General features: G+C 70.0%; 27 protein-coding genes. 15 read left to right on the plus strand and 12 right to left on the minus strand.

Annotated features, from left to right (window positions below; all coding sequences use genetic code 11):
• Positions 1–63: 63 nt before the first annotated feature.
• From ACFFDA_RS19335 to tsaD, 5 genes are all read right to left on the minus strand, one after another.
• The gene (locus tag ACFFDA_RS19335) at positions 64–672 is read right to left on the minus strand and encodes a hypothetical protein (protein ID WP_404482792.1); all 609 of its coding nucleotides are present in this window, start codon (positions 670–672) and stop codon (positions 64–66) included.
• A 145-nt stretch (positions 673–817) separates the two neighbouring features.
• On the minus strand, positions 818–1,540 hold the full coding sequence (locus tag ACFFDA_RS19340; protein ID WP_404482396.1) for an OmpA family protein: 723 nt from the start codon (positions 1,538–1,540) through the stop codon (positions 818–820).
• 51 nt (positions 1,541–1,591) lie between these two features.
• Positions 1,592–3,055 carry a lipopolysaccharide biosynthesis protein gene (locus tag ACFFDA_RS19345; protein WP_404482793.1) on the minus strand — a complete coding sequence of 488 codons (1,464 nt, stop codon included), beginning with the start codon at positions 3,053–3,055 and terminating at the stop codon, positions 1,592–1,594.
• Between the two features lie 71 nt (positions 3,056–3,126).
• On the minus strand, positions 3,127–4,128 hold the full coding sequence (locus ACFFDA_RS19350) for an NAD(P)H-dependent glycerol-3-phosphate dehydrogenase (RefSeq protein WP_404482397.1): 1,002 nt from the start codon (positions 4,126–4,128) through the stop codon (positions 3,127–3,129).
• Positions 4,125–5,159 (minus strand): tRNA (adenosine(37)-N6)-threonylcarbamoyltransferase complex transferase subunit TsaD, encoded by a 1,035-nt coding sequence (gene tsaD / locus ACFFDA_RS19355; protein WP_404482398.1) that lies wholly within the window; start codon positions 5,157–5,159, stop codon positions 4,125–4,127. The genes ACFFDA_RS19350 and tsaD overlap by 4 nt, the downstream gene beginning before the upstream one ends.
• A 44-nt stretch (positions 5,160–5,203) precedes the next feature.
• On the opposite strand from tsaD, the gene hemC reads away from it, so the two are divergent.
• The 3 genes from hemC to ACFFDA_RS19370 all read left to right on the plus strand — a co-directional run bounded on the left by hemC (position 5,204) and on the right by ACFFDA_RS19370 (position 7,779).
• Positions 5,204–6,163: a hydroxymethylbilane synthase gene (hemC, locus tag ACFFDA_RS19360; protein WP_404482399.1), complete on the plus strand. Its 960-nt coding sequence runs from the start codon at positions 5,204–5,206 to the stop codon at positions 6,161–6,163.
• A complete protein-coding gene (locus ACFFDA_RS19365; protein WP_404482400.1) occupies positions 6,160–6,873 on the plus strand; it encodes a uroporphyrinogen-III synthase in 714 nt (237 codons plus the stop codon). The genes hemC and ACFFDA_RS19365 overlap by 4 nt, the downstream gene beginning before the upstream one ends.
• Before the next feature lie 75 nt (positions 6,874–6,948).
• Positions 6,949–7,779 (plus strand): hypothetical protein, encoded by an 831-nt coding sequence (locus ACFFDA_RS19370; RefSeq protein WP_404482401.1) that lies wholly within the window; start codon positions 6,949–6,951, stop codon positions 7,777–7,779.
• A 47-nt stretch (positions 7,780–7,826) separates the two neighbouring features.
• Here the strand turns inward: ACFFDA_RS19370 and ACFFDA_RS19375 are convergent, their stop codons facing one another.
• On the minus strand, positions 7,827–8,426 hold the full coding sequence (locus ACFFDA_RS19375; RefSeq protein WP_404482794.1) for a YqgE/AlgH family protein: 600 nt from the start codon (positions 8,424–8,426) through the stop codon (positions 7,827–7,829).
• A gap of 116 nt (positions 8,427–8,542) precedes the next feature.
• On the opposite strand from ACFFDA_RS19375, the gene ACFFDA_RS19380 reads away from it, so the two are divergent.
• From ACFFDA_RS19380 to ACFFDA_RS19400, 5 genes are all read left to right on the plus strand, one after another.
• Positions 8,543–9,259, plus strand: a complete 717-nt coding sequence (locus ACFFDA_RS19380; protein ID WP_404482402.1) for a fumarylacetoacetate hydrolase family protein — start codon at positions 8,543–8,545, stop codon at positions 9,257–9,259.
• Between the two features lie 147 nt (positions 9,260–9,406).
• Complete coding sequence (locus tag ACFFDA_RS19385) at positions 9,407–11,449, plus strand: TonB-dependent receptor (protein ID WP_404482403.1); 2,043 nt, start codon at positions 9,407–9,409, stop codon at positions 11,447–11,449.
• 47 nt (positions 11,450–11,496) lie between these two features.
• Positions 11,497–12,051 carry a (2Fe-2S)-binding protein gene (locus tag ACFFDA_RS19390; RefSeq protein WP_404482404.1) on the plus strand — a complete coding sequence of 185 codons (555 nt, stop codon included), beginning with the start codon at positions 11,497–11,499 and terminating at the stop codon, positions 12,049–12,051.
• On the plus strand, positions 12,048–12,392 hold the full coding sequence (locus tag ACFFDA_RS19395) for an arsenate reductase family protein (RefSeq protein WP_404482405.1): 345 nt from the start codon (positions 12,048–12,050) through the stop codon (positions 12,390–12,392). The genes ACFFDA_RS19390 and ACFFDA_RS19395 overlap by 4 nt, the downstream gene beginning before the upstream one ends.
• 362 nt (positions 12,393–12,754) lie before the next feature.
• On the plus strand, positions 12,755–13,393 hold the full coding sequence (locus ACFFDA_RS19400) for a class I SAM-dependent methyltransferase (protein ID WP_404482406.1): 639 nt from the start codon (positions 12,755–12,757) through the stop codon (positions 13,391–13,393).
• A gap of 159 nt (positions 13,394–13,552) precedes the next feature.
• Here ACFFDA_RS19400 and ACFFDA_RS19405 read toward each other — a convergent pair whose 3' ends face one another.
• Positions 13,553–14,401 carry a lipoyltransferase gene (locus tag ACFFDA_RS19405; protein ID WP_404482407.1) on the minus strand — a complete coding sequence of 283 codons (849 nt, stop codon included), beginning with the start codon at positions 14,399–14,401 and terminating at the stop codon, positions 13,553–13,555.
• A 92-nt stretch (positions 14,402–14,493) separates the two neighbouring features.
• Here ACFFDA_RS19405 and lipB point away from each other — a divergent pair, with 92 nt between their 5' ends.
• Positions 14,494–15,180: a lipoyl(octanoyl) transferase LipB gene (gene lipB / locus ACFFDA_RS19410; protein ID WP_404482408.1), complete on the plus strand. Its 687-nt coding sequence runs from the start codon at positions 14,494–14,496 to the stop codon at positions 15,178–15,180.
• The gene (locus ACFFDA_RS19415; RefSeq protein ID WP_404482409.1) at positions 15,177–15,497 is read left to right on the plus strand and encodes a hypothetical protein; all 321 of its coding nucleotides are present in this window, start codon (positions 15,177–15,179) and stop codon (positions 15,495–15,497) included. The genes lipB and ACFFDA_RS19415 overlap by 4 nt, the downstream gene beginning before the upstream one ends.
• Positions 15,498–15,536: 39 nt before the next feature.
• Here the strand turns inward: ACFFDA_RS19415 and ACFFDA_RS19420 are convergent, their stop codons facing one another.
• The 4 genes from ACFFDA_RS19420 to otsB all read right to left on the minus strand — a co-directional run bounded on the left by ACFFDA_RS19420 (position 15,537) and on the right by otsB (position 20,143).
• Positions 15,537–15,791 (minus strand): hypothetical protein, encoded by a 255-nt coding sequence (locus tag ACFFDA_RS19420; RefSeq protein ID WP_404482410.1) that lies wholly within the window; start codon positions 15,789–15,791, stop codon positions 15,537–15,539.
• Positions 15,792–15,994: 203 nt separating this feature from the next.
• On the minus strand, positions 15,995–17,416 hold the full coding sequence (gene otsA / locus ACFFDA_RS19425) for an alpha,alpha-trehalose-phosphate synthase (UDP-forming) (RefSeq protein ID WP_404482411.1): 1,422 nt from the start codon (positions 17,414–17,416) through the stop codon (positions 15,995–15,997).
• An 82-nt stretch (positions 17,417–17,498) separates the two neighbouring features.
• Positions 17,499–19,313, minus strand: coding sequence for a glycoside hydrolase family 15 protein (locus ACFFDA_RS19430; RefSeq protein WP_404482412.1), 1,815 nt, complete (start codon positions 19,311–19,313; stop codon positions 17,499–17,501).
• A complete protein-coding gene (gene otsB, locus ACFFDA_RS19435; RefSeq protein WP_404482413.1) occupies positions 19,310–20,143 on the minus strand; it encodes a trehalose-phosphatase in 834 nt (277 codons plus the stop codon). The genes ACFFDA_RS19430 and otsB overlap by 4 nt, the downstream gene beginning before the upstream one ends.
• A 379-nt stretch (positions 20,144–20,522) precedes the next feature.
• On the opposite strand from otsB, the gene ACFFDA_RS19440 reads away from it, so the two are divergent.
• The 5 genes from ACFFDA_RS19440 (at position 20,523) to ACFFDA_RS19460 (ending at position 23,582) form a co-directional block, all read left to right on the plus strand.
• A complete protein-coding gene (locus ACFFDA_RS19440; protein WP_404482414.1) occupies positions 20,523–21,275 on the plus strand; it encodes an HAD-IIB family hydrolase in 753 nt (250 codons plus the stop codon).
• A gap of 42 nt (positions 21,276–21,317) precedes the next feature.
• On the plus strand, positions 21,318–21,875 hold the full coding sequence (locus ACFFDA_RS19445) for a hypothetical protein (protein WP_404482415.1): 558 nt from the start codon (positions 21,318–21,320) through the stop codon (positions 21,873–21,875).
• A gap of 87 nt (positions 21,876–21,962) precedes the next feature.
• The gene (locus ACFFDA_RS19450) at positions 21,963–22,421 is read left to right on the plus strand and encodes a Dps family protein (protein WP_404482416.1); all 459 of its coding nucleotides are present in this window, start codon (positions 21,963–21,965) and stop codon (positions 22,419–22,421) included.
• Positions 22,422–22,590: 169 nt separating this feature from the next.
• Complete coding sequence (locus tag ACFFDA_RS19455) at positions 22,591–23,208, plus strand: 6-phosphogluconolactonase (RefSeq protein WP_404482417.1); 618 nt, start codon at positions 22,591–22,593, stop codon at positions 23,206–23,208.
• An 86-nt stretch (positions 23,209–23,294) separates the two neighbouring features.
• Entirely contained in the window at positions 23,295–23,582 is a 288-nt protein-coding gene (locus ACFFDA_RS19460) for an NUDIX domain-containing protein (protein ID WP_404482418.1), read from the plus strand.
• A gap of 27 nt (positions 23,583–23,609) precedes the next feature.
• Here the strand turns inward: ACFFDA_RS19460 and ACFFDA_RS19465 are convergent, their stop codons facing one another.
• Entirely contained in the window at positions 23,610–24,710 is a 1,101-nt protein-coding gene (locus tag ACFFDA_RS19465; protein WP_404482419.1) for a DUF1972 domain-containing protein, read from the minus strand.
• Positions 24,711–24,720: the final 10 nt, after the last annotated feature.

Genomic DNA, 24,720 nt, shown 5'->3' on the forward strand with positions numbered 1-24,720 from the left:
CCCCGATCGTCATTGCGCGCCCGGTGCACGACGGGATCGCCATGACGAGGCGCCGTCGATGGTTCAGAGCTTGCCGAACTTCGCCTCGTAGCCGCCGGTGTCGCCGCTCGACAGGAGGCGGGCCTGCTCGACCCAGTTGTCGCGGCGCGGGCGGCCGGCAAAGGCGCCCAGGTTCGTGTCGAGCCGGTCGAGGTCGGCATCGGTCCAGGCGGCGATCTGGGCGTAGCTGGTCACGCCCAGCGCGTGGAGCACCGTCAGCATCTTGGGGCCCAGGCCCTTGATCTTGCGCAAGTCGTCGGTCGCGACCTCGCCATCGGCTGTTTCGGCGATCGGCGCGGCGGCAGGGGCAGGCGTCGGGTCCGGCTCGGCGGCGATGGTCTGCGGAGCTTCCGGTTCTTGGCGCGAATCCGCCTCTTCCTGCGCGGCGACGGCGATGACTTCGCCGATCCCCGCCATGACCCCGGCCATCGGCGGAGGATCGAGGTGGAAGCGCGCCGCCGGGGCCTCGTCGATGAGCGCCTGGTTGCGCTGCGCGGGGGCTGCGCCTTCGTCGAGCACGTCGGGCCGTCGCTCGCGCCGGGCGGGCTTGGAGCCGTGCACGAAGACCCAGTACGCCACGGCGATGCCCACCAGCAGCGCGGCGATGAAGATCAGCCAGTTCGCCTCGATCATTTGCAGCACGAATTCACCCCTTCCGGTTCCACAGGAGCCAGCCGATGCCAAAGCCGATCCCGTAGGTCAGCAGCACCGACACGGCCATCTCAAGCCATAGCGGCAAGGCGGGCTCCTTTCCTAGACGGTAAGCGCAAGTTCCCGTTCACTCCGGCCCCGGCGTGTCGATCGGGGTCGGCTTGACCGGGGCGGAGAAGATCACCGAAAATTCGATGCGGCGATTGGCCGGGTCGCGCGGGTCGAGCCCCTCGACCGGCTTGGTAGCGCCGAGGCCTGCGGCGCGCAGGCCCTCGGCCGGTATGCCGCGCGCCACCAGCGCCGAGCGCACCGCCTCGGCCCGCGCCAGCGACAGCGCGACGTTGACCTTGGGATTGCCGCCCGCGTCGGTATGCCCGGTCACCGCGATCAGGCTGCCGACGCAGGGACGCAGCGAGAGGGCGACCTCGTCGAGCAGGCGTGCGCTGCTGGGGTCGAGCCGGGTGCTCGCCTCGCCGAACCGGATGGTGCGGGTCTCGAGGATGCGCTCGACGTCGTCCTGGCAGTGGAGCGAGGAGGCGCGGGCATCGCCTTCGCTGGCCCAGCCGACCCCGCCAATTCCCGGCACCGCCGCCACCGCAGCGGCGACCCGCGTGCGCGTCACCGCATCGAGGCCCTTGCCGCCCGAGAGGACCGGGTGGCGCGTCAGCCAGCCGTAGCGGTCGCGAAAGGCGAGGGTGACGCCCTTCCCTCCGGCCGCGTCGCGCGCGGCGACGGCCTTGCGCGCGAGGTCGTCGACGAACGCGGTGCCGCGCGCGCGGGTCACCGCGAAGGACATGACGAGGCACAGCGCGGCTCCGGCGACGATCATGGAAGCGCGACGGGGATTCATGGCGTGAGCCTAGAGCCTCGCGGCCCCGCTGTCAGCCGTGCTCTGCAGCTTTTACGCGGCCTTGGTCTTCTGGAACAGCGCGCGATCCTCCGGTCCGAAGGCCTTCTTCCAGATGACCAGGAAGTAGGAGCCCAGGATCGCCGGGATGCCGAACGCCAGCGCCGCCCACTCGGGCAGGAAGCGGTTGGTCAGGTAGCCGATGACCACCGCCGGGGCGGCGGCCCAGACCAGGGCCCAGCGCCAGTTGTTGATCGGCTCCTTGAGGATGCGCGAGAGCATCATCGACTTGACGATCGAGGCCAGCCCCAGTGTCAGCATCAGCGCGATGGCGGCGGCGGCGGCCTGGAACAGCGAGTTGTAGCCCAGCCGCTGCATCAGCAGGATGCCGCCCAGCGTCAGCACCGCCTGCAGCCCGATCGTCGCCAGCGAGACCCACAGGTTGCGCACGCGTGCGACGTAGACGAGTGCCGCCTCGCTGACCACGGCAGTGGCGGCGACGACTTCCGCGGCAAGCAGGAACGCCAGCGCTCCGGTGCCGCCCACGAACTCGCGACCGACCAGGCCCATCACGCCCGCCCCCGGAATGCCCAGCGCCAGCGCGATGCCGGCCTGCGAGGCGGTGATCCAGAACCCGACCTGGCACACCTGCCGCGCGATCGCCGCGTAGTTGTGCTCCTTGAGGTTGCGGGTGATGACCGGGCCGAGCACCGGCTCGAAGCTGGTCTTGAGCTTCTGCGGCAGGCTGGCGACCTGCTGCGCGGCATAATAGACGCCGACCGCCGCCGGCGGCGCCAGGAAACCGAGGAGGAAGATGTCGACGCGGCGGGTGCCCCATTCGATGGCGTCGGCCAGCGCGATCGGCAGCGAGCGCAGCGCCAGGCGACGCATCGCGCCGGGCCGCGGCTTCCACCCGCGCGGCACCCCGTATTCGCGGAAGAAGGGGATGAACGCGGTCAGCGCGGCGGCGTAGATCGAGGCGATGTAGGCGATCGACAGCCCGCTCTCCGGTGCCACCCAGATCATCGCCCCGGCCATGATCGAGATCGTCCAGGGCTCGACGATGGCGCGCGACCAGACCGTGGGCGTCACCCGCAGGCGATAGGCCAGCGCGGCGAGCCAGATCTCGGTCATCGTCATCGCCGGCAGGGCGATCACCATCAGCCGGTCGATCCAGGTATAGTGGCCGCCGGGGAACAGCAGCCCCGGCACGAACCAGAAGAACGCCGAGGCCGAGACGCTGGCGATGACTGCCAGGATGGTGCCGTCGGCAATGACGTTGGCGGGGTGGACCTGGCCCTCGGTCTCGGACAGGCGCTGCGCGAGGCCGCGCTTCTCGCCCATCGTGCACAGCATCGAGGTAAGTTCGATCAGCACCAGCGCCGAGGCGAAGCGGCCGAGCGCGGCGGGGCCGTAGGCGGCGGCGCGCCCGGCGATGAACAGGAACGGGATGCGCGCGGCAAGCCGCAGGAAGAAGCCGAACAGGTTGGTGCGCCCGCCCTTGGCGAGGGCGGCGATGTCCTGCTGCTGGCGTTCCTCCTGGGTCGCGTCTTCTCGGCTGACGACCGCGGGGGGCGTGACGGCGTCGCTCAACCAGCGGGCTCCTGTTCGGCCCGCAGCGGGCGCGCGAGCAGGTCGCTGGCAATCTCTGCGGCGGGCACTTCGCCCCGCAGCAGGCGGGCGACGGCCTCGACGATCGGCATCTGGATGCCATCGCGGCGGGCCAGCTCGGCAAGCACCGGGGCGGTCGCCGCGCCTTCGGCGACGCTGTTCTTGCCCGACAGCGCCTCCGCGGCGGTCAGCCCCTGCCCGAGCGCGAGGCCGAGCGAGAAATTGCGGCTGGAGGTGGACGAGCAGGTCAGCACGAGGTCGCCCAACCCGCACAGGCCCGACAGCGTCTCGGCCCGGGCGCCGCGGGCTAGGCCGAAGCGCAGCATCTCGGCATAGCCGCGCGCGATCAGGGCGGCACGCGCGTTCTGGCCCAGGTTCAGCCCCTCGACCACGCCGCAGGCGATGGCCAGCACGTTCTTGACCGCGCCGCCGATCTCGGCACCCACGACGTCGTCGGAATAATAAGGCCGCAGCGCCGGACGGGCCAGCAACGGCGAGAGCCGCTCCCACTGTGCGCGCCCGCCGCCGCAGGCGAGCGTCACGGCGGTGGGCAGGCCGGCAGCCACTTCGTGCGCGAACGTCGGGCCGGAGAGTACGGCCAGCCGCTCGACCGGGCAGGCGCGGGCGGCGACGTCGGCCATCAGGTCCCCGGTCCCCGCCTCGATGCCCTTGGCGCAAAGCACGAGATCCCGCGTGCCCGCGGGCAGCCCGGCGATCACCGACGCCAGGAACTGCGCCGGCACGACGACCAGCAGGACCGGCAGCGCGGCGAGATCGGCAAGCTCGTTGGTGGCACGCACCGTGGGTGCCAGCGCGGCACCCGGCAGGTAGAGGCCGTTGCGCCGGTCGCGGTTGATCGCCTCGACCAGCTCCGCCTCGCGCGCCCAGAGCAGGACGTCGCTGCCGTCGCTGGCCAGGGCCTGCGCGAGCGCGGTGCCCCAGGCGCCGGCGCCGATCACGCCCACTTGTGGTGTACTCATGCCTTCACTCCCGCACCGCGAACGACCTCGGCCTCGGGATCGAGCGGCCAGCGCGGCCGGGCCGCCACGTCGAGCGGGTCCGACTGCCCGCGCTCCAGCCGCTCCATCCCGGCCCACGCGATCATCGCGGCATTGTCCGTACACAGTGCCAATGGCGGAGCGATGAACGGCAGGCCGTGCTTCGCGGCCAGGCCTTCGAGCGCGCCACGGATCGCCTTGTTGGCGGCGACCCCGCCGGCGACGACCAGCGCGTTGACCGGGCCGACTTTCGCCAGCGCGCGGCCGGTGCGGTCGAGCAGGCAGTCGATCGCGGCCTGCTGGAACGAGGCGGCGATGTCGGCGTCGGCATGGTCGCCCGACTGCTTGGCGCGCAGCACCGCGCTTTTCAGCCCGGCGAACGAGAAGTGCGGCTCCTCCGACCCCTTGAGCGGGCGCGGCAGCGCCACCTTCCTCGCGTCCCCTTCGGCGGCCAGCCGCTCGAGCGCGGGACCGCCGGGATAGCCCAGGCCCAGCACTTTGGCGGACTTGTCGAAAGCCTCGCCCAGCGCGTCGTCGATGGTGGTGGCGAGACGGCTGAACCGGCCCACGCCCTCGACCAGGAGAATCTGGCAGTGCCCGCCCGAGACGAGCAGGAGCAGGTAGGGATAGTCGAGACTGGCGTCGGCAAGGCGCGGCGAGAGGGCGTGGCCTTCGAGATGGTTGACCGCGATCAGCGGCTTGTCGGCGGCCATCGCCAGGGCCTTGGCGGTGACGAGGCCGACCATGACGCCGCCGATCAGGCCGGGCCCGGCGGTGGCCGCGATGGCGTCGACCTGGTCCAGCGTCATGCCGGCATCGGCCAGCGTCGCCGCGATCAGGGGGGCCAGCCGCTCGGCATGGGCGCGCGCGGCGATCTCGGGAACCACGCCGCCATAGGGGCGATGCGCGTCGTCCTGCGAGGCGATGCGCTGGGCAAGGATCACCCTGCCGTCGGTGACCAGCGCGGCGGCGGTCTCGTCGCAGGAAGATTCGATACCGAGAACTGTCCTCATCCGATCTTCCCCTGAACGACATTGCCGGGTAGCACAAGCCGCCGATGACCAACGATAAACACCAAGAAATCCGCTTTCGACTGGGAACCCGTCGCTCGCCCCTCGCCATCGCCCAGGCCGAGGAGGCCCGCGACCGGCTTGCCGAGGCGCACGGGATCGATCCGGCGCATATAGAGATCGTTGCCGTCACCGCCAGCGGCGATCGCATCCAGGACCGGGCGCTGGCCGAGATCGGCGGCAAGGCGCTGTGGACCAAGGAACTCGACGCCTGGCTGGCGGCGGGCGAAATCGACTTCGCGGTCCACTCCGCCAAGGACGTCGAGACGATCCGCCCCGCGGCCTTCGCGATCGGCGCCATCCTCCCGCGCGAGGACGTGCGCGACGTGCTGGTCGGCGCCGCCTCGATCGCTGCCCTGCCCCAGGGCGCCGTGGTCGGCACCAGCGCCCCGCGCCGCGCCGCGCAACTGCTCCACGCCCGGCCCGACTGCCGGGTCATCACGTTCCGCGGCAACGTCGCCACCCGCCTCGCCAAGCTCGCCGCCGGGGAAGCCGACGCGACCTTCCTCGCCGCCGCCGGCCTCAACCGGCTGGGCGAGACCGGCACCGGCCACCCGCTCGACGCCGACCAATGGCTGCCCGCCCCCGCGCAGGCCGCGATCATGATCGAATGCCGCGCCGACGATGCGCGCACGCTGGCCCTGCTCGCGGGCATCGACCACGCTCCCAGCCGCGCCCAGGTCCTGGCCGAGCGCGCGCTGCTGGCGGGGCTGGGCGGCAACTGCCACAGCCCGATCGCGGTGCTCACCCGCGGCGAGGACGGCGACCTCGTGATGCGCGCCGCGCTCTACAGCCCCGACGGCGCCGAGCACGTCACCGGCGAGGCCCGCTTCGCAGCCGGCGATCCGCGAGGCCCGGCCCGGCTCGCCGCCGATCTGCTCGCCCGGGCGGTTCCGGCGATCACCGTGCATTTCGCGGGCGAGGCGGTGATCTCGCCGGGATCATGAGCCTGCCGGTCCTCGTCCTGCGCCCCGAACCCGGCGCCGGTGCCACCCTGGCGGCGGCGCGCAAGGCAGGGCTCGATGCCCACGCCTTCCCGCTGTTCGACATCCGCCCGCTGCCCTGGACCCCGCCCGCGCGCGACACCATCGACGCGCTGCTGCTCGGCAGTGCCAATGCCCTGCGCCATGCCGGCGAGGCGCTCGCCCTCTATCGCGGCCTGCCCGCCTATGCCGTTGGCGAGACGACCGCCGAGGCCGCCCGCGCGGCCGGGCTGGAGGTCGTCGCCGCCGGTCGGGGCGGATTGCAGAACCTGCTCGATGCCCTGCGGCCCGGCCATCGCCGCCTGCTGCGCCTCGCCGGGCGCGAGCGCGTGCCGCTGGCGGTTCCCAATGGCGTCGCGCTCCATGCTTGCGAGGTCTACGCCAGCGAACTGCGGCCGCTGCCGGCGGCACTCGCTGCCCTGCTCGCGCGGCCCGCCATCGCCCTCGCTGCCATCGCCCTGCTGCATTCGGGGGAGGCCGCCGCGCGCCTGCGCCAGTTGTGCGACGAGGCCGGGATCGACCGCACCCGCATCGCCCTCGCCGCCATCGGGCCGCGCGTCGCCGCCCGCGCCGGAGCGGGCTGGGCGCTCGTGCGCAGTGCCGAAACGCCCGAGGATGCCGCACTGCTGGCCTTGGCTGCACGGATGTGCCAAGAAGCCGCCTCGGGACAATAGTTGCCACACAAGGGCTTGATGCAGGACACTTCCGCACCCGTAACATCCTATCCGGCCCGGCCTCGGTCACGGGGCGTGACGCTCTTCGTCGCGCTGGTCGCCTTCCTGCTCGGCGCCGCCCTCGTCGCCTGGCTGGGGACGCGCGGCTATCTCGCGATGCTGAACCCGCAGCCGGTCCAGCCCGCGGTGACAACCGCCGCCGCTCCGCCGCCGGCCACCGCCGCGCAGCTCTCCGCCATCGGCACCGTCGAAGGCCGGCTCGCCATGCTGGAGGACCGTATCTCGCGGATCGACTTCCAGACCGACGCCGCCGCCGGCAATGCCGGGCGTGCCGAGGGCCTGCTGATCGCCTTCGCGGCGCGGCGCATGATCGATCGCGGCGAACCGCTGGGGCATGTCGCCGACCAGTTGCGCCTGCGCTTCACCAACGCCCAGCCGCGCGCGGTGCAGACGGTGATCGACTTCGCGCAGAACCCCGTCACCATCGACGGCCTCGCCGCCCGGCTCGAAGCGCTTTCGCCCGAGCTGACCGTGACCCAGAGCGACGAGAGCCTGTGGGACCGGGCGCGCCACGAAGTGACCTCGCTTTTCGTGGTCCGCCGCGATTCCGGCGCGCTGGCGACGCCCGCCGCCCGCATCGAACGCGCCCGCGTCATGCTGACCGCTCGCCGCATCGACAGCGCCATCGGCGAGGTCGAGCGCCTGCCCGGCGCCGATGCCGCCGACACCTGGATCGCCGACGCCCGCCGCTTCGAGGCCACGCAGAAGGCGCTGGACCTGCTCGAGACGACAGCGATGCTGGAGCCCAACCGGCTGCAGGATTCCACCGGCCAGGCGGTCGACCAGCCCAGTCCCCTCGCCCCGGTCGCGCCGGCGGGAGAACCCACCGAAGCGGTGGTGGAGTGACCCGACCCCATCGTTCCGGATCAGGTCCGGGACGACGGCTTCCTTCTCTAGGCCCGGCCCGTCTCGTTCGACAGCAGCGCCGGGTCGATGCCTTCGGCCCGCCAGGTCGCCGCCCAGCGCGCTTCGGGCGCCGTGTGGAACAGCACCTCGCGATGGCCGGCCGCGGCGTACCAGCCGTGGTGGCGCATTTCGCCTTCCAACTGTCCGGCGCCCCAGCCCGCGTAGCCGAGCGCCATCACCCATTGCGAGGGGCCCCGCCCCTCGGCGATGGCGCGCAGGACGTCCATCGAGGCGGACAGCGCGCACAGCGGTTCCACGGCGATGGTATCGGTCCCGCCCCAGTCGGTGGAATGGAGGATGAAGCCGCGCCCCGGCTCGACCGGGCCGCCGTTCATGACGTCGCGATTGGGCGAGATGCCGGGGTCGATGCCCAGTTCCTCGAGGACATCGTGAAAACGCACCCCCTGCCGGACGTGGCCGATGCCGATCCCGAGGGCGCCGTTCTCGTCGTGAACGCACATGACGCTGACCGAGCGTTCGAACCGCGGGTCGAACATGCCGGGCATGGCGAGCAGGATGCGCCCCGAAAGGTACTGTTCAACTGTCACGCCCGCCAATGTAGGCAAGCCGCGTGCCACGGCAAGCATCGATAGCACCACCGGCACGCCAGATCCTCCGCATCGACTGAGGCGACAGGATGGAGCGGGCCCTTCCCCTTCGCCCGCGCAGACTCTAAGACCGCCGCCATGAGAAGACCGCCGCCATGAGCCTCCTGTTCGACCTCCCCGCCGTCCCGTCCGTCCCCGTGCTGGGCACCGAGAGCCGCTACCCCGTGCGGCGCATCTTCTGCGTGGGCCGCAACTACGCCGCCCACGCGCTCGAACTGGGCAATGCGGTCGACCGTGAGGCGCCGATCTGGTTCAACAAGGCTCCGGCGGCGCTGTGCCTGTCCGGCGCGACGATCCCCTATCCGCCCGGCACCACCAACTGCCACTACGAAATGGAATTCGTCGTCGCGATCGGAGCGCCGGCCTTCCGCGTCGCGCCCGAGGCGGCCATGGCGGCGGTCTACGGCTATGCCTGCGGCCTCGACATGACCCGGCGCGACCTGCAGAACGCATCGAAGGCCAAGGGCTATCCCTGGGACACCGGCAAGGACTTCGAGAACGGCGCGGTGATCGCCGCGATCACTCCGGCGGCGGCGTTCGGCGCCATCGCCGACCAGCGCATCACTCTCGCCCAGAACGAGGCGACGAAGCAGGACGGCTCGCTGGCGGACATGATCTGGTCGGTGCCCGAACTCATCGCGGACCTCTCGCGCCTGTACCACCTGGCGCCGGGCGACCTGATCTACACCGGCACCCCGGCGGGCGTGGGCGCGGTGTCCCCCGGCGACGTGCTGGCCGGCACGGTCGAGGGGCTGGAGCCGGTACACCTCGCGATCGGCGCGGCGGAGCAGGCGCCGTCGCCCCGGACTTGAGCCGGGACCGTGGCCAAGGGCCCTTGGCCTCGATAGGAAGCCACCCCACTCCCCCGCATTGGCCATTGGGCCAATCCTTCCTGCTACGCCTTGCCAGCGGCAATGCTTTGCCGGACACATCCGCAAAACAAGGATGCCACTGAGCCGATGCCCGCGATCTCATTCCACCGCCGCACCGCGCTGGCGCTGATGCCCCTGCCGTGTCTTGCTCTCGCCACCGTTCCGGCCAGCGCCGAGGAGGACGCGGGCGAGCCGCGCGCGCCGATCGTCGTCACCGGCCGGGGGCTGGGCGATGGCCCGGCGACGCCGGCCTACGACGTCCAGACCATCGAGCGCGACACGCTGGCCTCCAGCGCCTCGGGCCGGATCGAGGACGTTCTGGCCTCGGTGGCGGGCTTCCAGCAGTTCCGCCGCGCCGACAGCCGTGCATCCAACCCGTCGAACCAGGGCGTCACCCTGCGCGCGCTGGGCGGCAATGCCTCGAGCCGCGCCGAGGTGCTGCTCGACGGGGTTCCCGTGGCCAATCCGTTCTTCGGCTATATTCCGCTCAGCGCCCTGTCGCCCGATCGCCTCGGCTCGGTGCGGGTCACGCGCGGCGGCGGCATGGGGGCCTTCGGCACCGGCGCGGTCTCGGGCACGATCGAGATGGAAAGCGCCGGGCCCGACCAGATCGGCCTGCTGCAGGGCACTGCCCTCGTCAACGACCGGGGCGAGACGCAAGGCTCGCTCACCGCCGCGCCGCGCCTGGGGGAAGGCTTCGTGGTCGCCTCGGTGCAGTGGGATCGCGGCCAGGGCTTCTGGACCACGCCCATGGACCAGCGCGTCGCCGCATCGACGCGGGCGCGGTACGAAAGCCTCTCGGGCTCGCTGCGCGCAGTCGCGCCGCTGACCGACACCGTCGAGGTCCAGGCCTCCGGCCTCGTCTACGACGACCAGCGCACCTTGCGCTTCAAGGGCGCCGATTCGACGTCCTCGGGCCAGCAGGGATCGCTGCGCTTCGTCGGCCGGGGCGACTGGCAGTTCGACGTCCTGGGCTATGTCCAGGCGCAGGACTTCTCGAACGTCGTCATCAGCGCGACCAGCTACAAGAAGACGCTCGACCAGAAGAAGACCCCGACGCTGGCACTCGGCGGCAAGGCCGAACTGCGCCCGCCGGTGGGCGAGGACCACGTCCTGCGGCTGGGCACCGACATCCGCCTCTCGCGCGGCAACCTGGTGGAGATGCCTTATAGCGCCGCCACCGGGCTGGCCACCGCGTTCCGCCGCGCCGGGGGCAAGCAGTCGGACCTCGGGTTCTACGTCGAGGACGACTGGACGCTGGGCCAGTTCGTGCTCACCGCCGGCGCCCGGGCCGACCGCTGGACGATCCGCGACGGCTACTACCGCGAATTGAGCGCGGCGGGTGCGGTCAACCAGGACACCCGCTTCGCCGACCGCGACGGCTGGAACGGCAATGCCCGCGGCGGGCTGGTGTGGAACCTGGCCCCCGTCGTCTCGCTGCGCGCCGCCGCCTATACCGGCCTGCGCCTGCCGACGCTCAACGAACTCTACCGTCCCTTCGTGGTGTTCCCGATCACCACCCGCGCCAATGCCGCGCTCAAGCCCGAGCGGCTGCGCGGCTACGAGGCGGGCATCGATTTCCACCCGTCGCAGGCGCTGTCGCTCTCGGTCACCGCCTTCGACAACCGCCTCAAGGACGCCATCGCCAACGTCACGCTCAGTTCGACGATTCGCGAGCGCCAGAACGTCGACGCCATCCGCGCGCGCGGCATCGAGGCGAGCGGCGACCTCAAGCTGGGCCGCGTCGACCTGTCGGGATCGCTGTCGTGGACCGATTCGAAAGTCGAGGCCAGCGGCACGCAAGCCGCCCTCGACGGGCTGCGTCCGGCACAAGTGCCCAGGCTCGCCGCCAGCGGTACGCTCGCCTGGACGCCGGCCGACGGCTGGCGCCTCGCCGCGACGCTGCGCCACACCGGCGCGCAGTTCGAGGACGACCTCGAAACCGACGTCCTGCCCGCCGCGACTACGCTCGACCTGTTCGCGCAAGTGCCCGTCGGGCGATTCGTCTCGATCGTGCTGCGCGGGGAAAACCTGACCGACGAGACCATCTACACCCGCAACTCCGGCGGCTCGATCGACCTCGGCGTCCCACGCACGCTGTGGGCGGGGATCAAGGTGGGCTTGCGCTAGGCCTCGTTCCGGGGCACCCGGCTGGGCATGCCCCGCGCGAGCAAACCATGACCCGGCTCACCGTGAACGACCGCCCGGTCGAGTTCGCGATGGACCCGCGCACGCCGCTGCTCTGGGCGCTGCGCGACGCGGCCAATCTCACCGGCACCAAGTACGGCTGCGGCGTGGGCGACTGCGGCGCCTGCACCGTGCTGGTGGACGGCGCCGCCCTGCGCGCGTGCCTCCTTACCCTCGCCGAATGCGAGGGCCGCTTCGTGGTCACCATCGAGGGCCTGTCGCGCGACCGTTCGCATCCGGTGCAGCAGGCGATGGTGGCCGAGCAGGCGATCCAGTGCGGCTTCTGCACGCCGGGCATCGTCATCGCCGCCGCCGCCCTCCTCGCCCGCAACGCCAGCCCGAGCGAAGCCGAGATCAAGGCGGCGATCCCCAACTTGTGCCGCTGCGGCGTGCATCCCCGCCTCGTGCGTGCAGTGCAGCGCGCCGCCGCCGTCACCCGCCGCGAAGAGACGATCGAGGCGGCACCCACCCCCGTTGTCCCGCCGCAGGACGCCACGCCCGCGGCGCCCGCCCCGGTTCCCGAAGCCCAAGGAAAGACCCCATGAAGGCAACCATCTGGCACAACCCCAAGTGCGGCACCTCGCGCAAGACGCTGGCGATCCTCGAGGAAACGCCGGGCGTGGAAGTCGAGGTCATCGAATATCTCAAGACCCCGCCGAGCGCCGACAAGCTGGCGCAACTCTACCGCGATGCCGGGATGACCCCGCAGCAGGGCCTCCGGATTCGCGGCACCGATGCGACCGAGCGGGGCCTGCCCGATGCCGACGACGCGACCGTTCTGGCCGCCATGGCCGCCGACCCGATCCTCGTCGAGCGCCCGCTGGTGGAGACCGGCAAAGGCGTCCGCCTTTGCCGCCCCCAGGAGCGGGTACTGGAGATTCTCTAAGGACAACCAGCAGGGCGCCCCGCCAACCCCGTCATCCTGACTTTGTGTCGGTATCCATCGTGCTGCTACGATCGGAGGTCGCGTCACCATCGGCCCTGTCGGTTTGCGGCCGCAAAACACGAGGCCGATGGCACGATGGACCCTCAAACAAGGCCAGGGTGACGCGCGAGGATGGGGCGACCGGGCGCACTCCCGCCGCGACACCTCCGGCCCGCGACCACGAGCGTGGTTCACCAAACCCACGAACGGTTTTCCCATCGTCCCGTCTCATCCCGATCCGTCATCGCCTTGCAATGAAGGCAGCAATCTGCCACCGCATGGCGAAATTCAGACATGACAACCTTGCGAGAGCTTCCCGCAGCATGACCAGTACCGAGCTTGCCCGAGAGGCCCTGTCCCAGCGCATCAGCCGGAAAATCAAGCAAGGCCTCGGGCCCTGGGGCGTGTTCCTCGAAGGGTTCCTGCGCAACCCGGTGATGGTCGGCTCGATCATCCCCTCCTCGCGATTCACCATCAACCGCATGCTTGCGCGGGTGGACTGGGCCAACACCAAGCTCTTCGTCGAGTACGGGCCGGGCGTGGGCACGTTCTGCCAGCCGGTGCTCGACAAGCTGCCGCGCGACGGCACCCTGATCGTGATCGACACCAACCCGCTCTTCATCGACTACCTGCGCCGCACGATCACCGACAGCCGCTTCGTCGCGGTGCTCGGCTCGGCCGCCGACGTCGAGGACATCGTGCGCGCGCACGGGCACGAAAAGGCCGACTACGTCCTGTCCGGCCTGCCGTTCTCGACCCTGCCCGAAGGCGTCGCCCCGGCCATCGCCGCGGCGACCTACCGCGTGATCCGCAAGGGCGGCGCATTCCTGGTCTACCAGTTCCGCCCCAAGGCGCGCAGCTACATGGCCCGCCACTTCAAGCGCATCGACGACGCGATCGAGCCGATCAACGTGCCGCCCTGCTTCATGTGGTGGGGCTGGAAGGACGAAGACGAGGGCTGAGCACCCCGCGCGTCCCGCTTCGTCTTGCTGATGGAAGCACGCGGCGCCCTTCCCGCGCAGGCGGAAACCCGACTACCGCCTCTTTCGGGTTGCAGCGCCGTCGGATAGGTCCCCGCCTTCGCGCGGATGGCGAAGATTTGATCCGAGACGGACCAGCCCCTAGTCGAAGGTGCTCGCCACCGACTCCGGCGCATTGCCGGCAAGCTGGTCGTGCGTCTCGCTGAACACCGCCGCCAGGACGATGCTGGCCACGGCGCCGATCGCGCCCGACACCAGGCCCATCACCAGGACCGCGACGTTGCCCTGGCCCAGAACCAGCATGACCGGGCCGACCAAGATGAAGGTCGAAACCAGCGCGATGGCGAAATAGCCCAGCATGAGCAGCGTGTAGAAGCCGAAGAGGCGCAGGCTGTTGTGCCGCGTCAGCTTCCACGAGCGCGCCATGGCGTTGATCGGGTTACCCACCCCTTCGTTGACGATGACCGGCACGATCAGCGAAAACTTCACCGAGGCATAAGTCAGCGCGAACAGCAGCACGACCACCGCGAGGATGCCGCCCGCGTCTCCGGCGCCGACCAGGGTGAACAGGCCCACGATCAGCATCGAGAGCGCGACCGTGGCCAGCACCGTCGCCAGGAAGCCGACCACCGCCACCGCGAAGAGCGAGGGCAGCGCGCGCAGTCCTCGGCCGATCGATTCGCCCACGGTCGGCCGTCCCCGGTCGCTGATGAGCGCGGTGACCGAAAGGTAGCCGATCATCTGCGCCAGCATCCCGCCCAGCCCGAAGCCGAGCAGCAGGCCCATGTTGTCCGTCATCAGCCGGTTGAGGACCTGCGGCTTGTTGGCACTCATGCTCTCCATCATCTGGGTCTGGAGGTCGGTGAGGAACACGGTGGAGAGCAGCGTCGGCAACAGGAAGAACACCCCGCCCAGCGCCAGCAGCACCTCGCGATTGGCGCGCACGGAGGCCATGGCGTCTGCCCAGGCCCGGTTGCTGTCGAACTTCATCGCTTGGCTCCACGTCCGGCTTCGCCGCGCAGATGCGCGCTCCAGCCTAAAGGCACTTGATAACCGCAGGGAATGACGCCACGCAACGCGCCATGACGATTCCCGCAACTCTTCCCGGTGATATCGAGCTGCGCATCTCCAGCGCGCCCGTGCCCTACCGCGAGGCGCTCGACGAGATGACCGCCCGCAACGCCGCCATCGCCGCCGGCGAGGCGCGCGAGCTGATCTGGCTGCTCGAGCATCCGCCCGTCTACACCGCCGGCACCAGCGCCGCCATCGCCGAACTGCTCGATCCGCGCTTCGAGGTGGTCGAGGCCGGGCGCGGCGGGCGCTATACCTACCACGGCCCCGGCCAGCGCATCGGCTACGTCCTGCTCGACCTCCGCAAGCGCGCCCGCGACGCGCGCGGCTTCGTCAGCGCGCTCGAAGGCTGGGTGATCGACACCTTGTGCGACTTCGGGGTCGAGGGCTTCCGCGCCGACGGGCGCATCGGCATCTGGACGACGGACATCGACGGCCGCGAGGCGAAGATCGGCGCCATCGGCGTGCGCATCCGCAAATGGGTGACGATGCACGGCTTTTCGGTCAACATCGCGCCCGACCTGTCGCACTTCACCGGGATCGTGCCCTGCGGCATAGAGGAATTCGGCGTCACCAGCCTCGCGCGCCTCGGCCGCGAGGTCGATCTGCCGGCATGGGACGAGGCGCTCGTGGCCCGCGCCCCGACGTTCCTCGCAGCGCTCGACAGCCCCTGCCCACCCAAGGAAACCGCCGCATGAAGCTGCCCCATCTCGCCGCGTCGGGCCTGATCGTCGTCCTCGCCGGCGCCACGCTCGCGCTCGGCGCCTGCAAGAAGGCCGAGGAACAGCCCAAGGCCGCGGCGGGGGGCCAGTTGCTCCCGCGCTCGGTCGGCGACGACATGCTTCCCTACGACACGGTACGCTCGCAGGCCACGCTCTCGGACCCCGATGCGGGGCTCTACGAAGGGCCGGTGCGAGCCGCCGCGCCCGACGTGGCCGCGTCGGCAGCGGCCGAGGACGAGGTGGTGAGCGATGCGGTCACGCCCGAGGACGTCGCCCCGCCGCCGGCGCAGTAACGTCGCCGATCGAGCCCGACGACGCGCGGACCGGGCCCGTCACTCGGCCGTGAAGTGACGCAGGATCTTGCCGTCGAGCGGTTCCTTGAAGCGCACCGCGATGCGCCGGGCATCGCGCTGCGTCGCCGTCGCCGCGAATGGGCCCACGGCGCCTATCCACAAGGAAAAGTCGGCATCGAAAACGCCTTGTGGCGCATCGGTTTCGAGGTCGCACCCCCGGTCGGCCAGTTCGCAGATGCGCACCAGCGCCTTGTCGCGTGCGCTGACGCACTCGCCATATAGAATCATCGCCATTCGTCTCTCAGCCGTCCGGTTGCCCGGCGTCCTCTTTTATTTTCGGTCGGCTGTCTTGGACTTGCGCCTCGCCCAGCCAGCGAGGCTTCGCCCCGCACCCTCTCCTGATAATCGTTCTAAAGGTCAGAACGGTTTCAGGCGAGTGGCAAAAATCGGGAGGAACTACACCTTTCGCATCATAACGGGATTTGTGTGGACTCGGGTCAGGCCGCCTCGTCGTGCGACAGATCGTTGCCCGCCGGTTCCTTTTCCTTGCCGATCAAGGCCTTCACGAACTGTTCGCGCCAGTGGATGACATCCTCGCCGCGCACCGAGGCGAGCAGCTTGGCATGCCGGCGCTTGCGTTCGGCCAGCGGCATGTCGAGCGCGCGCTTGATCGTCTCGGCCACGTGCTCGACCGAATGCGGGTTGACCAGCAGCGCGTCCTTGAGCTGGAGCGCCGCGCCCGCGAACTGCGAGAGGATCAGCACGCCGGGGTCCTCCGGGTCCTGCGCGGCGACGTATTCCTTGGCAACGAGGTTCATCCCGTCGCGCAAGGGGGTGACGAGGCCGATCTCGGCGGCGCGGTAGTAGCCGGCCAGTTGCGCACGCGCGTATCCCCGGTTGACGTAGCGGATCGGCACGAAGCCGACGTCGGCATGGGCGCCGTTGATGTGGCCGGTCTTGCGTTCCAGGTCCTCGCGGATCTGCTGGTAGCTGGCGACGTCGCCGCGGCTCGGCGGGGCGATCTGGAGGAGCACCGCATCGCCCGCCATCTCGGGATGGTCGGACAGGAAGCGCGCGAAGCTCTCGAAACGTTCTCCCAGGCCCTTGGAATAGTCGAGCCGGTCGACCCCGATCAGGATCTTGCGGCCGCGCACGCTGGACTTGAGCTGGCGGTAGGCATCCTGCGCCTCCTCGCTCGCGGCGGCCTCGGTGAACTCGGCGAAGTCGATCCCGATCGGGAAGGCGCGGGCGACGACCTTGCGGCCCTTGTAGTCGATCGAGTTGTCGAGATTGACCTTGAGCCCCATTTCCTTCTGCACGTAGTGCAGGAAGCTCTCCAGCCATTCGGTGGTCTGGAACCCGAGGACGTCGTATTCCAGCATCGAGGCGACCAGCCGCTCGTGGAACGGCAGCGACGCGAGCAGGCGCGTGGGCGGCCAGGGCGTGTGCAGGAACAGCCCCATCCGGTTCTTCACGCCCTTGCCGCGCAGGATCGAGCCGAGCGGGAGCAGGTGGTAGTCGTGGACCCAGACGAGGTCTTCGGGCTCGATCAGCGGCAGGACCGAATCGGCGAAGCGCTCGTTCACCCGCTCGTAACCCTCGCCGAAGTTGCGGTCGTATTCGGTCAGGTCGATGCGGTAGTGGAACAGCGGCCAGAGCGTGCGGTTGGCATAGCCGTTGTAATATTCGTCGATGTCCTGCGGCTCGAGGTCGATCGTGGCGGTCGTGACGTCGTCGTTGCGCTGCATGTCGAGGTGGCCGGTGAACTCGGCGGTTTCCTGGCCCGACCAGCCGAACCAGATGCCTCGGTGCTCGCGCAGCGCGGAGTTGAGCGCCACGGCAAGGCCACCTTGCGCACCTGCGGCGCCGGCCGCCTTGGGCACGCTGACCCGGTTGGAGATGACGATCAGACGACTCATGGCAATTCCTCGGTCGCGCCAGGGCGGCGCATCGTGTTCAGGCGCCCGATGGGACGCGCTCCATCTCGCGGGGCGGACGCGTTCAACGCCAGTCCCGCCAGGACCGGGACAGCTGCCCGGCACAGTTGATGATGCCGACCAGCGAGTAGGTCTGCGGGAAGTTGCCCCACAGCTCGCCGGTCTCGAAATCCATGTCCTCGGACAACAGGCCCGATTTCGTGCGGTGGGCCAGCATCGCCTCGAAAATGCGGCGCGCCTCCTCGTCCTCGCCGCTGCGGTGGAGGGCCTCGATCAGCCAGAACGTGCAGATGTTGAAGGCGGTCTCGGGCAGGCCGAAATCGTCTTCGCTGTCATAGCGCAACATGTGCTCGCCGCGCCGCAGCGCCTTCTGCACCGCCTTGAGGGTCGCGCGGAACCTGGGATCGTCGGCCGCCACGTAGCGCAGTTCGACCATCTGAAGGAGGCTGGCGTCGAGCTGGCTGCCGCCGAAGCTGGCGGCGTAATGCCCCCCTGCGTCGTGGCCTTCGACGAGATGCCATGCGCCCTGGTCGATGTGCTTGCGCACGGTCGCCGCGCGCTCGTTCCACAGCGCCGCACGGTCGTGCAGGCCCAGGTGCTCGGCGGCATTGCCGAGCCGGTCGCAGGCCGCCCAGCTCATCACGCTGGAATAGGTATGGATCGCGGTGCGGGTCCGCAGTTCCCACAGGCCGGCATCGGGCTGGTCGTGCGTCTTCCACGCCATCTCGCCCACCTGCTCCAGCTCGCGAAAGTCCTCCTGGGTGCCCACGCGCAGCAGGCGCCGGTCCCAGAAGGCCTGGATCGAGGGCAGGACGATCTGGCCGTAGCAGTCGTTCTGGACCTGGTAGTAGGCGGCATTGCCCACCCGCACCGGGCCGGTGTTGCGATAGCCGGGAAGGTCAGGCGCTTCCCACTCGATGATCTCCTTGGCTCCGCTGACGGCGTAGAGCGGCTGGATCACCCCGTCGGTCGCTTCGGCGACGATGTTGCGCAAGTACGCGAGGTACTTCTCCAGCACGTCGAGCGCGCCCAGGTGGTTGAGCGCCTGCACGGTGTAGTAGGCGTCCCGGATCCAGCAGTAGCGGTAGTCCCAGTTGCGCTGGCTGCCCGGCGCCTCGGGGATCGAGGTGGTGAGCGCGGCGACGATCGCGCCGGTCTCCTCGTGCTGGCACAGCTTGAGCGTGATGGCGGCGCGGATCACCGCGTCCTGCCAGTCAAGCGGGGTGGCAAGGCCGCGCACCCACATGCGCCAGTAGTTGCCGGTCTTCTGCAGCATCGTCTCGACGTCGTGCTCGACATTGCCGTTGAACGGCTCGTCGGGGCCGAGGAAGAAGTGCAGCGCCTTTTCCAGCCGGAACCAGCGCTCGTCGAGCACGTAGCCGACCGGCGCGTCGGTGGTCAGGCGCATGGCGTTGCGCTCGACGAGATAGCGGATGTGGTTGGAGCCCTGCGTGATCGGCGCCAGCTTCGCGCCGTAGCCGCTCATCGGCGTCAGGATCGTGCGGATGCGCGGCACGCCCGCGACAGGGCGCACGATCCGCGCGAAGGCCACGGGCCGGTACATCCGCCCCTCGCGCTCGAACCGCGGGGCGAAGTCGTAGACCTCGACCGCGCCGCCGCTGGCGTCTTCCAGCCGGGTGACGAGAATCGGCGTATTGCGCAAGTAGTGCTGGCTGGCCGAGACCTGGTTCTCCAGCTCGAAGCGCCAGGTGCCGGCATCCTGCCCGCGATCGCCGCGCAGGAGCGCGCAGAACGTGGGATCGCCGTCCACCCGCGGTACGCAGCCCCAGACGATCGCGCCGGCCTCGTCGATCAGGCCGCTGACCTGGCAATTGCCGATCGGCCAGAGTTCAAGCGTGCTGGGATTGGGCGAAGTCATCGACGGGTATCTCCCTGGAGCCCTGATACGAGCCATTCGTGGACTGCGGCGACATCCGGCAGGCGCGCGGATGCGGCCGTGGCGCGCATCGGGCCGACCAAAACGCCCTGGCCGCCCAGGTGCCGGACGGCGTGGAAGGCGTCCTCGTCGGTGACGTCGTCGCCGAGAAACAGCGGGCTCGCGCCGGCGAAGGCGGGCAGGCCCATGAAACGCGTCACGGCGGTGCCCTTGTCGGAGCCGGGCATGGCCAGTTCGATCACCTGCTTGCCATGCTTGAGCGCCAGCCCGCGCGCCCCAGCCAGGTCCTGCGCGCAGGCCAGCAGGGCCTCGAGCGCTTCGGGATGGCGGCGGTAGTGGACCGCGACGCTGAACGGCTTGGGCTCGACCAGCAGGTCGCCATGGGCGCCCGCAAAGCGTTCGAGTGCCGCCACGACCTCGCCGGGAAGCGGATCGGCCAGCGGCTGCACCAAGGCGCCCGCCCGGGGGCGGAACTCACCGCCGTGGGAGCCGGCGACCGCGACCTCGACCGGCCCGAGCAGCGCCTCGAGCGCGGCGATCGATCGTCCGGTCACGATCGCCAGCCGCCCGTCCAAAGTGTCCGAGAGCGCGGCGACCAGTCCGGCCAGGCCCGGCGCGACGACAACCGCGTCGGGGTGGTCGGCGATCTCCACGAGGGTCCCGTCGAAGTCGAGAAACAGTGCCGCCTGCGCCCCGATGCCGAGCGGCGCGGGTCGGGGGAGGTCGCGGGGGTGGGCGCGGACTTGGGCTTGGGCCCGATCGTCGTCGGATGCGGGCGCGGTGGCCGGGAGAATGGCTTCCAGGTTGCTCATCGTCGCTCGTCTTGTCTCCGGTTCGCGGGATGGTCGGTCGCGGGGTGGCGGCGGCGCCGGATCGAAAGCCGCGCACGGGACGGGCAGCCCCAGTCCACCAAGCGGGCCATTTCCCAACGATCCTCGGCCCGCCTTGTTCCCCGGGTTTCTGCCGCAGTGCAACAAGACCGCGCCGAAACGCTGCTAAAACGGGGTCCAGGCGCCGGGAATCGGCTCCTGCGGGCCGGAATGCGTTTCGCACCCGTGGATTAAATCGGGGCAGGCGGCGGCCGATCCACCGCATTGGCTCTTGCCTGAACGGTCGCGGCACGCTTTGGATGGCGCGGCGCGTCCCGGCGACCGCACCGCACAATGGCTGTATTGGCACGAAGGGCATGGAATGAAGAAAATCGTGGCATTCGATCTCGACGGAACCCTGGCGCTGAGCAAGCAGCCGCTGACCGACGAGATGGCCGAACTGCTGGCGCAATTGCTTTCCGTGGCGCAAGTGGCGGTGATCTCGGGCGGAGACTGGCCGCAGTTCCAGAAGCAGGTCGCCAGCCGCCTGCCCGCCCATGCCGACGTCTCGCGCCTGTGGATGATGCCCACCAGCGGCGCCAAGCTCTACCTCCACCGCGAAGGCGAATGGCAGGCGGTCTATGCCGAGCTGTTCACCGACGAGCAGAAGCGCGAAATCCTCGAGGCCTTCGACGCCGCGCTGGCGGCAACCGGCTTCACGCCCGAGGAAACCTGGGGCGAGCGGATCGAGGATCGCGGCAGCCAGATCACCTTCTCGGCGCTCGGCCAGCAGGCCCCGCTCGACGCCAAGGAGCACTGGGACCCGGACTTCGCCAAGCGCAAGGTGATCCAGGCCGACCTCGTCAAGCGCCTGCCCGGCGTCTCGATCAACCTGGGCGGCGCGACCTCGGTGGACGTCACCCAGCCCGGCGTCGACAAGGCCTGGGGTCTCAGGCGCCTGTCGGAGCGCAGCGGCGTGGCCGAAGCCGACATCCTGTTCATCGGCGATGCCATCTTCCCCGGCGGCAACGATTATCCGGCCAAGGCCATGGGGCTCGACACCGTCTGCGTGCGCGATCCCGCCGATACCGCCAACGTCATCACGGCCATCGTCGCCTGCCAGAAGACCGCGTAATTCCTGGCGTCGATCCGGGAATGCAGGCATGAAGACCACCTGATGCCCGCATTCTACCTGACCCTCATCGCGGTGCTGCTCGCCGGGATCGGCGCGCGCGACCAGGTGACGATCGCCGGGCTCGCCCTGCGGCAGGGCCGGCGCCCGGCGGTGCTGGTCGTCGCTATCGTCACTGCCGCGCTGACCGCGCTTTTCGCGGCCTACGCGGCGCGCTTCATGCTCGAGCAGTTGCCGCCCCCCGCCCGCACCATCTTCGCCGCCATCGCGCTCGGCATGGCGGGCCTGGAATCGATGGTCCTGGCCCCGCGCCGCGATCCGCGCGAGCCGACCAACTCGCTGGGCGCGCTGGCGCTCGTGCTGCTGGCGGCCCAGGTCACCGACGCCGCCCGCTTCGTCGTCTTCGGCATGGGGGTGGGCCTTGCGGGACCGTGGGCGGCAGGCGCCGCGGGCGTGCTGGGCGGCGGCATCCTGGTAACCTTCGCCTGGGCGCGGCCGGAACTGCTGGGCACGCCCGCCGCGCGCTGGACACGGCGCCTGGTCGGGGCCTTGCTCCTGCTGGTGGCGATCACGATGTTCCTGTCGAAATCAGGCATTCTCTGATCGAGAATTGCGATCGAACCCAGGCTTCTCATCCGGGTTGCCTATTTGTAACTGTGCTCATCACGAACCGCAAAAGAGGGAATCGACATGACGTCCAAGGACAACTCGAAAGCCGCGCTGATCGACAGCCTGAACGGCCTGCTGGCGGACACTTTCGCGCTCTACGTGAAGACAAAGAACTTCCACTGGCACGTCCGTGGCCCCCAGTTCCACGACCTGCACCTGCTGTTCGATGCCCAGGCGACCGAAGTCTTCGCCCTCACCGACCTGATCGCCGAGCGCGTGCGCAAGCTGGGCGGCACCACCCTGACCTCGATCGGCGCGATCGCCGCCAAGACCACGATCGCCAACGAGGACGACACCAGCCTCGACGCGCAGGCCATGGTCAAGGCCCTGTTCGACGACAACACCGCCTATGTCGCCACGCTCAAGGCGACCAAGGAACTGGCGGGCGAAGCCGGCGACAACGCCACCGACGGCATCATCGACGACTGGACCGACCAGGCCGAGCAGCGCGCCTGGTTCCTGCGCGAGATCATCGCGTAAGAGACCGTTTGAGAATGGGCTCTGCCCATTCCGCCGCACCGGCCCGCTCGGCGAAGGCGTCCACCGGACGTTTTCGTCTCCTTCGGGACTCGAGGAAGCCGGTGCGGCGCTCGAAATGCGCCCTTTCGCGCATTTTCAAACGGTATCCAAGAGTGCTAGGGCCTCCGCCATGCCCAAGCTTGAACTGATCGAAGGTGCCGACGACGGCGCTATCGCCGCCTGGTTTGCCGGACGCCTGCGCGCCGCGCTGGCCGTCGCCACCGACATCGCCGTGACCGTGCCCGGCGGGTCCACCCCGTTCCCGATCTTCGACCGTCTGGCGCGCGAGGAGCTGCCTTGGCAGCGCATCTCCGTGTGGCCGGGCGACGACCGCATCGTGGCCGAGGATCACCCCGCCAGCAACGTCGGCAAGATCCGCGCCCGCCTCGAACCGGCCGGCGCGCGGATCGTGCCGCTGGCCGAGGACGCCCGGCCGCCGCACTTCGCGATCGCCTGGCTCGGCATGGGCGGCGACGGCCACGTCGCCTCGCTGTTCCCCAACACCGACCCGCGCGCCGACGATCCGCAGCCGGTACGCCGCCTGACGCCCGACCCGCTGCCACCCGAGGCGCCCTTCGACCGCCTGAGCCTCACTATCCCGGCCCTCGTCGACAGCGACGAGATTGTCTTCGTGATCCGCGGCGCCGACAAGCGTGCCCTGTTCGACGCCGCCGCGAAAGGCGAGCACGACTTGCCCGTCGCCCGCCTGCTGCGGGCCGCCCGCCACAAGGTCACCTGCTTCTGCTGAACTGGATACCGGCGCCGCTGCACCGCGCGCTCTACCGGCTCGCCCATGTCTTGCGCGTGCAGGTGTGGCGGATATGGCGGCGCGACGTGCACGGCGTCCGGGTGCTGGTGCAGGACGCGCACGGCCGGGTCCTGCTGATCCGCCATTCCTACGGCTCGGACAAGTGGATGCCGCCCGGCGGCGGCATGCACCGCGGCGAGGACCTGCACGGCAGCAGCAACGCCGTGCGCATCGTGCTCGGCCGGACCGGGGACAGCCCCCGCGCCGACGGACGCGAGATCGTCGAGGCCGGGTTCTTCACCCTCGACGCGCTGCCCGCGCACATGTCGCCGGGCCTCGCCCAGCGGATACGCGAATGGGCCGCCCAGGCCTGAGCCGGGCGGCCTTCGCACTGCCGATTATCAGGCGCTCTTCTCGATCAGCGCCTGGTAGGCCTCGAGAATCTTGGGCCAGGTGAATTCCTCGCTCCAGCGCCGGCGGGCATGGTCGCGCAATTCGTCGCGCAGGGTCGGGCTGGCGGCCAGTTCCTCGATCCGCTTCTCGCACTGGTCTTCGTTGGCGAAGTAGAGGCCGGCATCGCCGGCGACCCAGCGGTTGAACGGGTTGTGGTGGGCGATCACGGCATTGCCCGCGCCCAGCGCCTCGACCAGCGAGGGATTGGTGCCGCCGACCTGATGGCCATGCACGTAGGCCAGGCTGTACAGGCGCAGCGCGTGGAGGTCCGGCTTGGCGTAGACCGCTCCCGGGAACACCACCTCGTCGCTGGCGGCGGCCAGGACCGAGGCCTGGTAGGCATGGTCCTTGCTATACTTGCCGAGCACCACCAGCTTGATCCCGCGCGGCTTGCGCGAGAAGGCGCTGACGATCTCGAGCAGCGAGTTTTCGGGTTCCGGGCGGGCGATGACCGTCAGGAAGCGGTCGCGCTCGATACCGTAGCGCGCCAGCAGCGTCTCGTCCGCAGTCTCCACCTTGTCGCTGCCGTAGGGGATCATCGCGATCCGGTCGGCCGAGGCGTGGTAGGAGTGGTGCCGGGCGATCTCGGGGTGATCGGCGATGAGCACGTTGCCCGAGACCGCCGCCATGCGCTCGTTGACCCACAGGTAGGCCTTCTGGGGCAACGAATACTTGGCCCGCTTCCACTCGATCCCGTCCATGTTGATGAGATTGAAGCGACCACGCAGGCGGGCATAGACCGACAGGAAACCGGTGTTGTAGCCGAGCGTGAGAAGCAGGCCCTCCTCGCGGACGGCGGCGATGGTCGACTTCAGGTCGAACTCGATCGTGCCCAGAGCGCCCTCGGTCCGGACCGGGATGTGGACGCGCCGGCAGCCCTCCCAGCTATCCTCGTACTGCTCGCCGGTGTCGCTGCCTTGGCAGTATACCGTGACGCGCCAGCCGGCCTGGACCATCCACGGCACGAGTTTCTCGGCGAAGCTCTCGAAGCCGCCGTGCGCGGCGGGCACGCCGCGAATGCCTAGAACGATAAGGTGCTTCTCAGCCAATTGACACCGC

Source organism: Novosphingobium sp. BL-52-GroH, assembly GCF_044813085.1.
Classification (GTDB): domain Bacteria; phylum Pseudomonadota; class Alphaproteobacteria; order Sphingomonadales; family Sphingomonadaceae; genus Novosphingobium.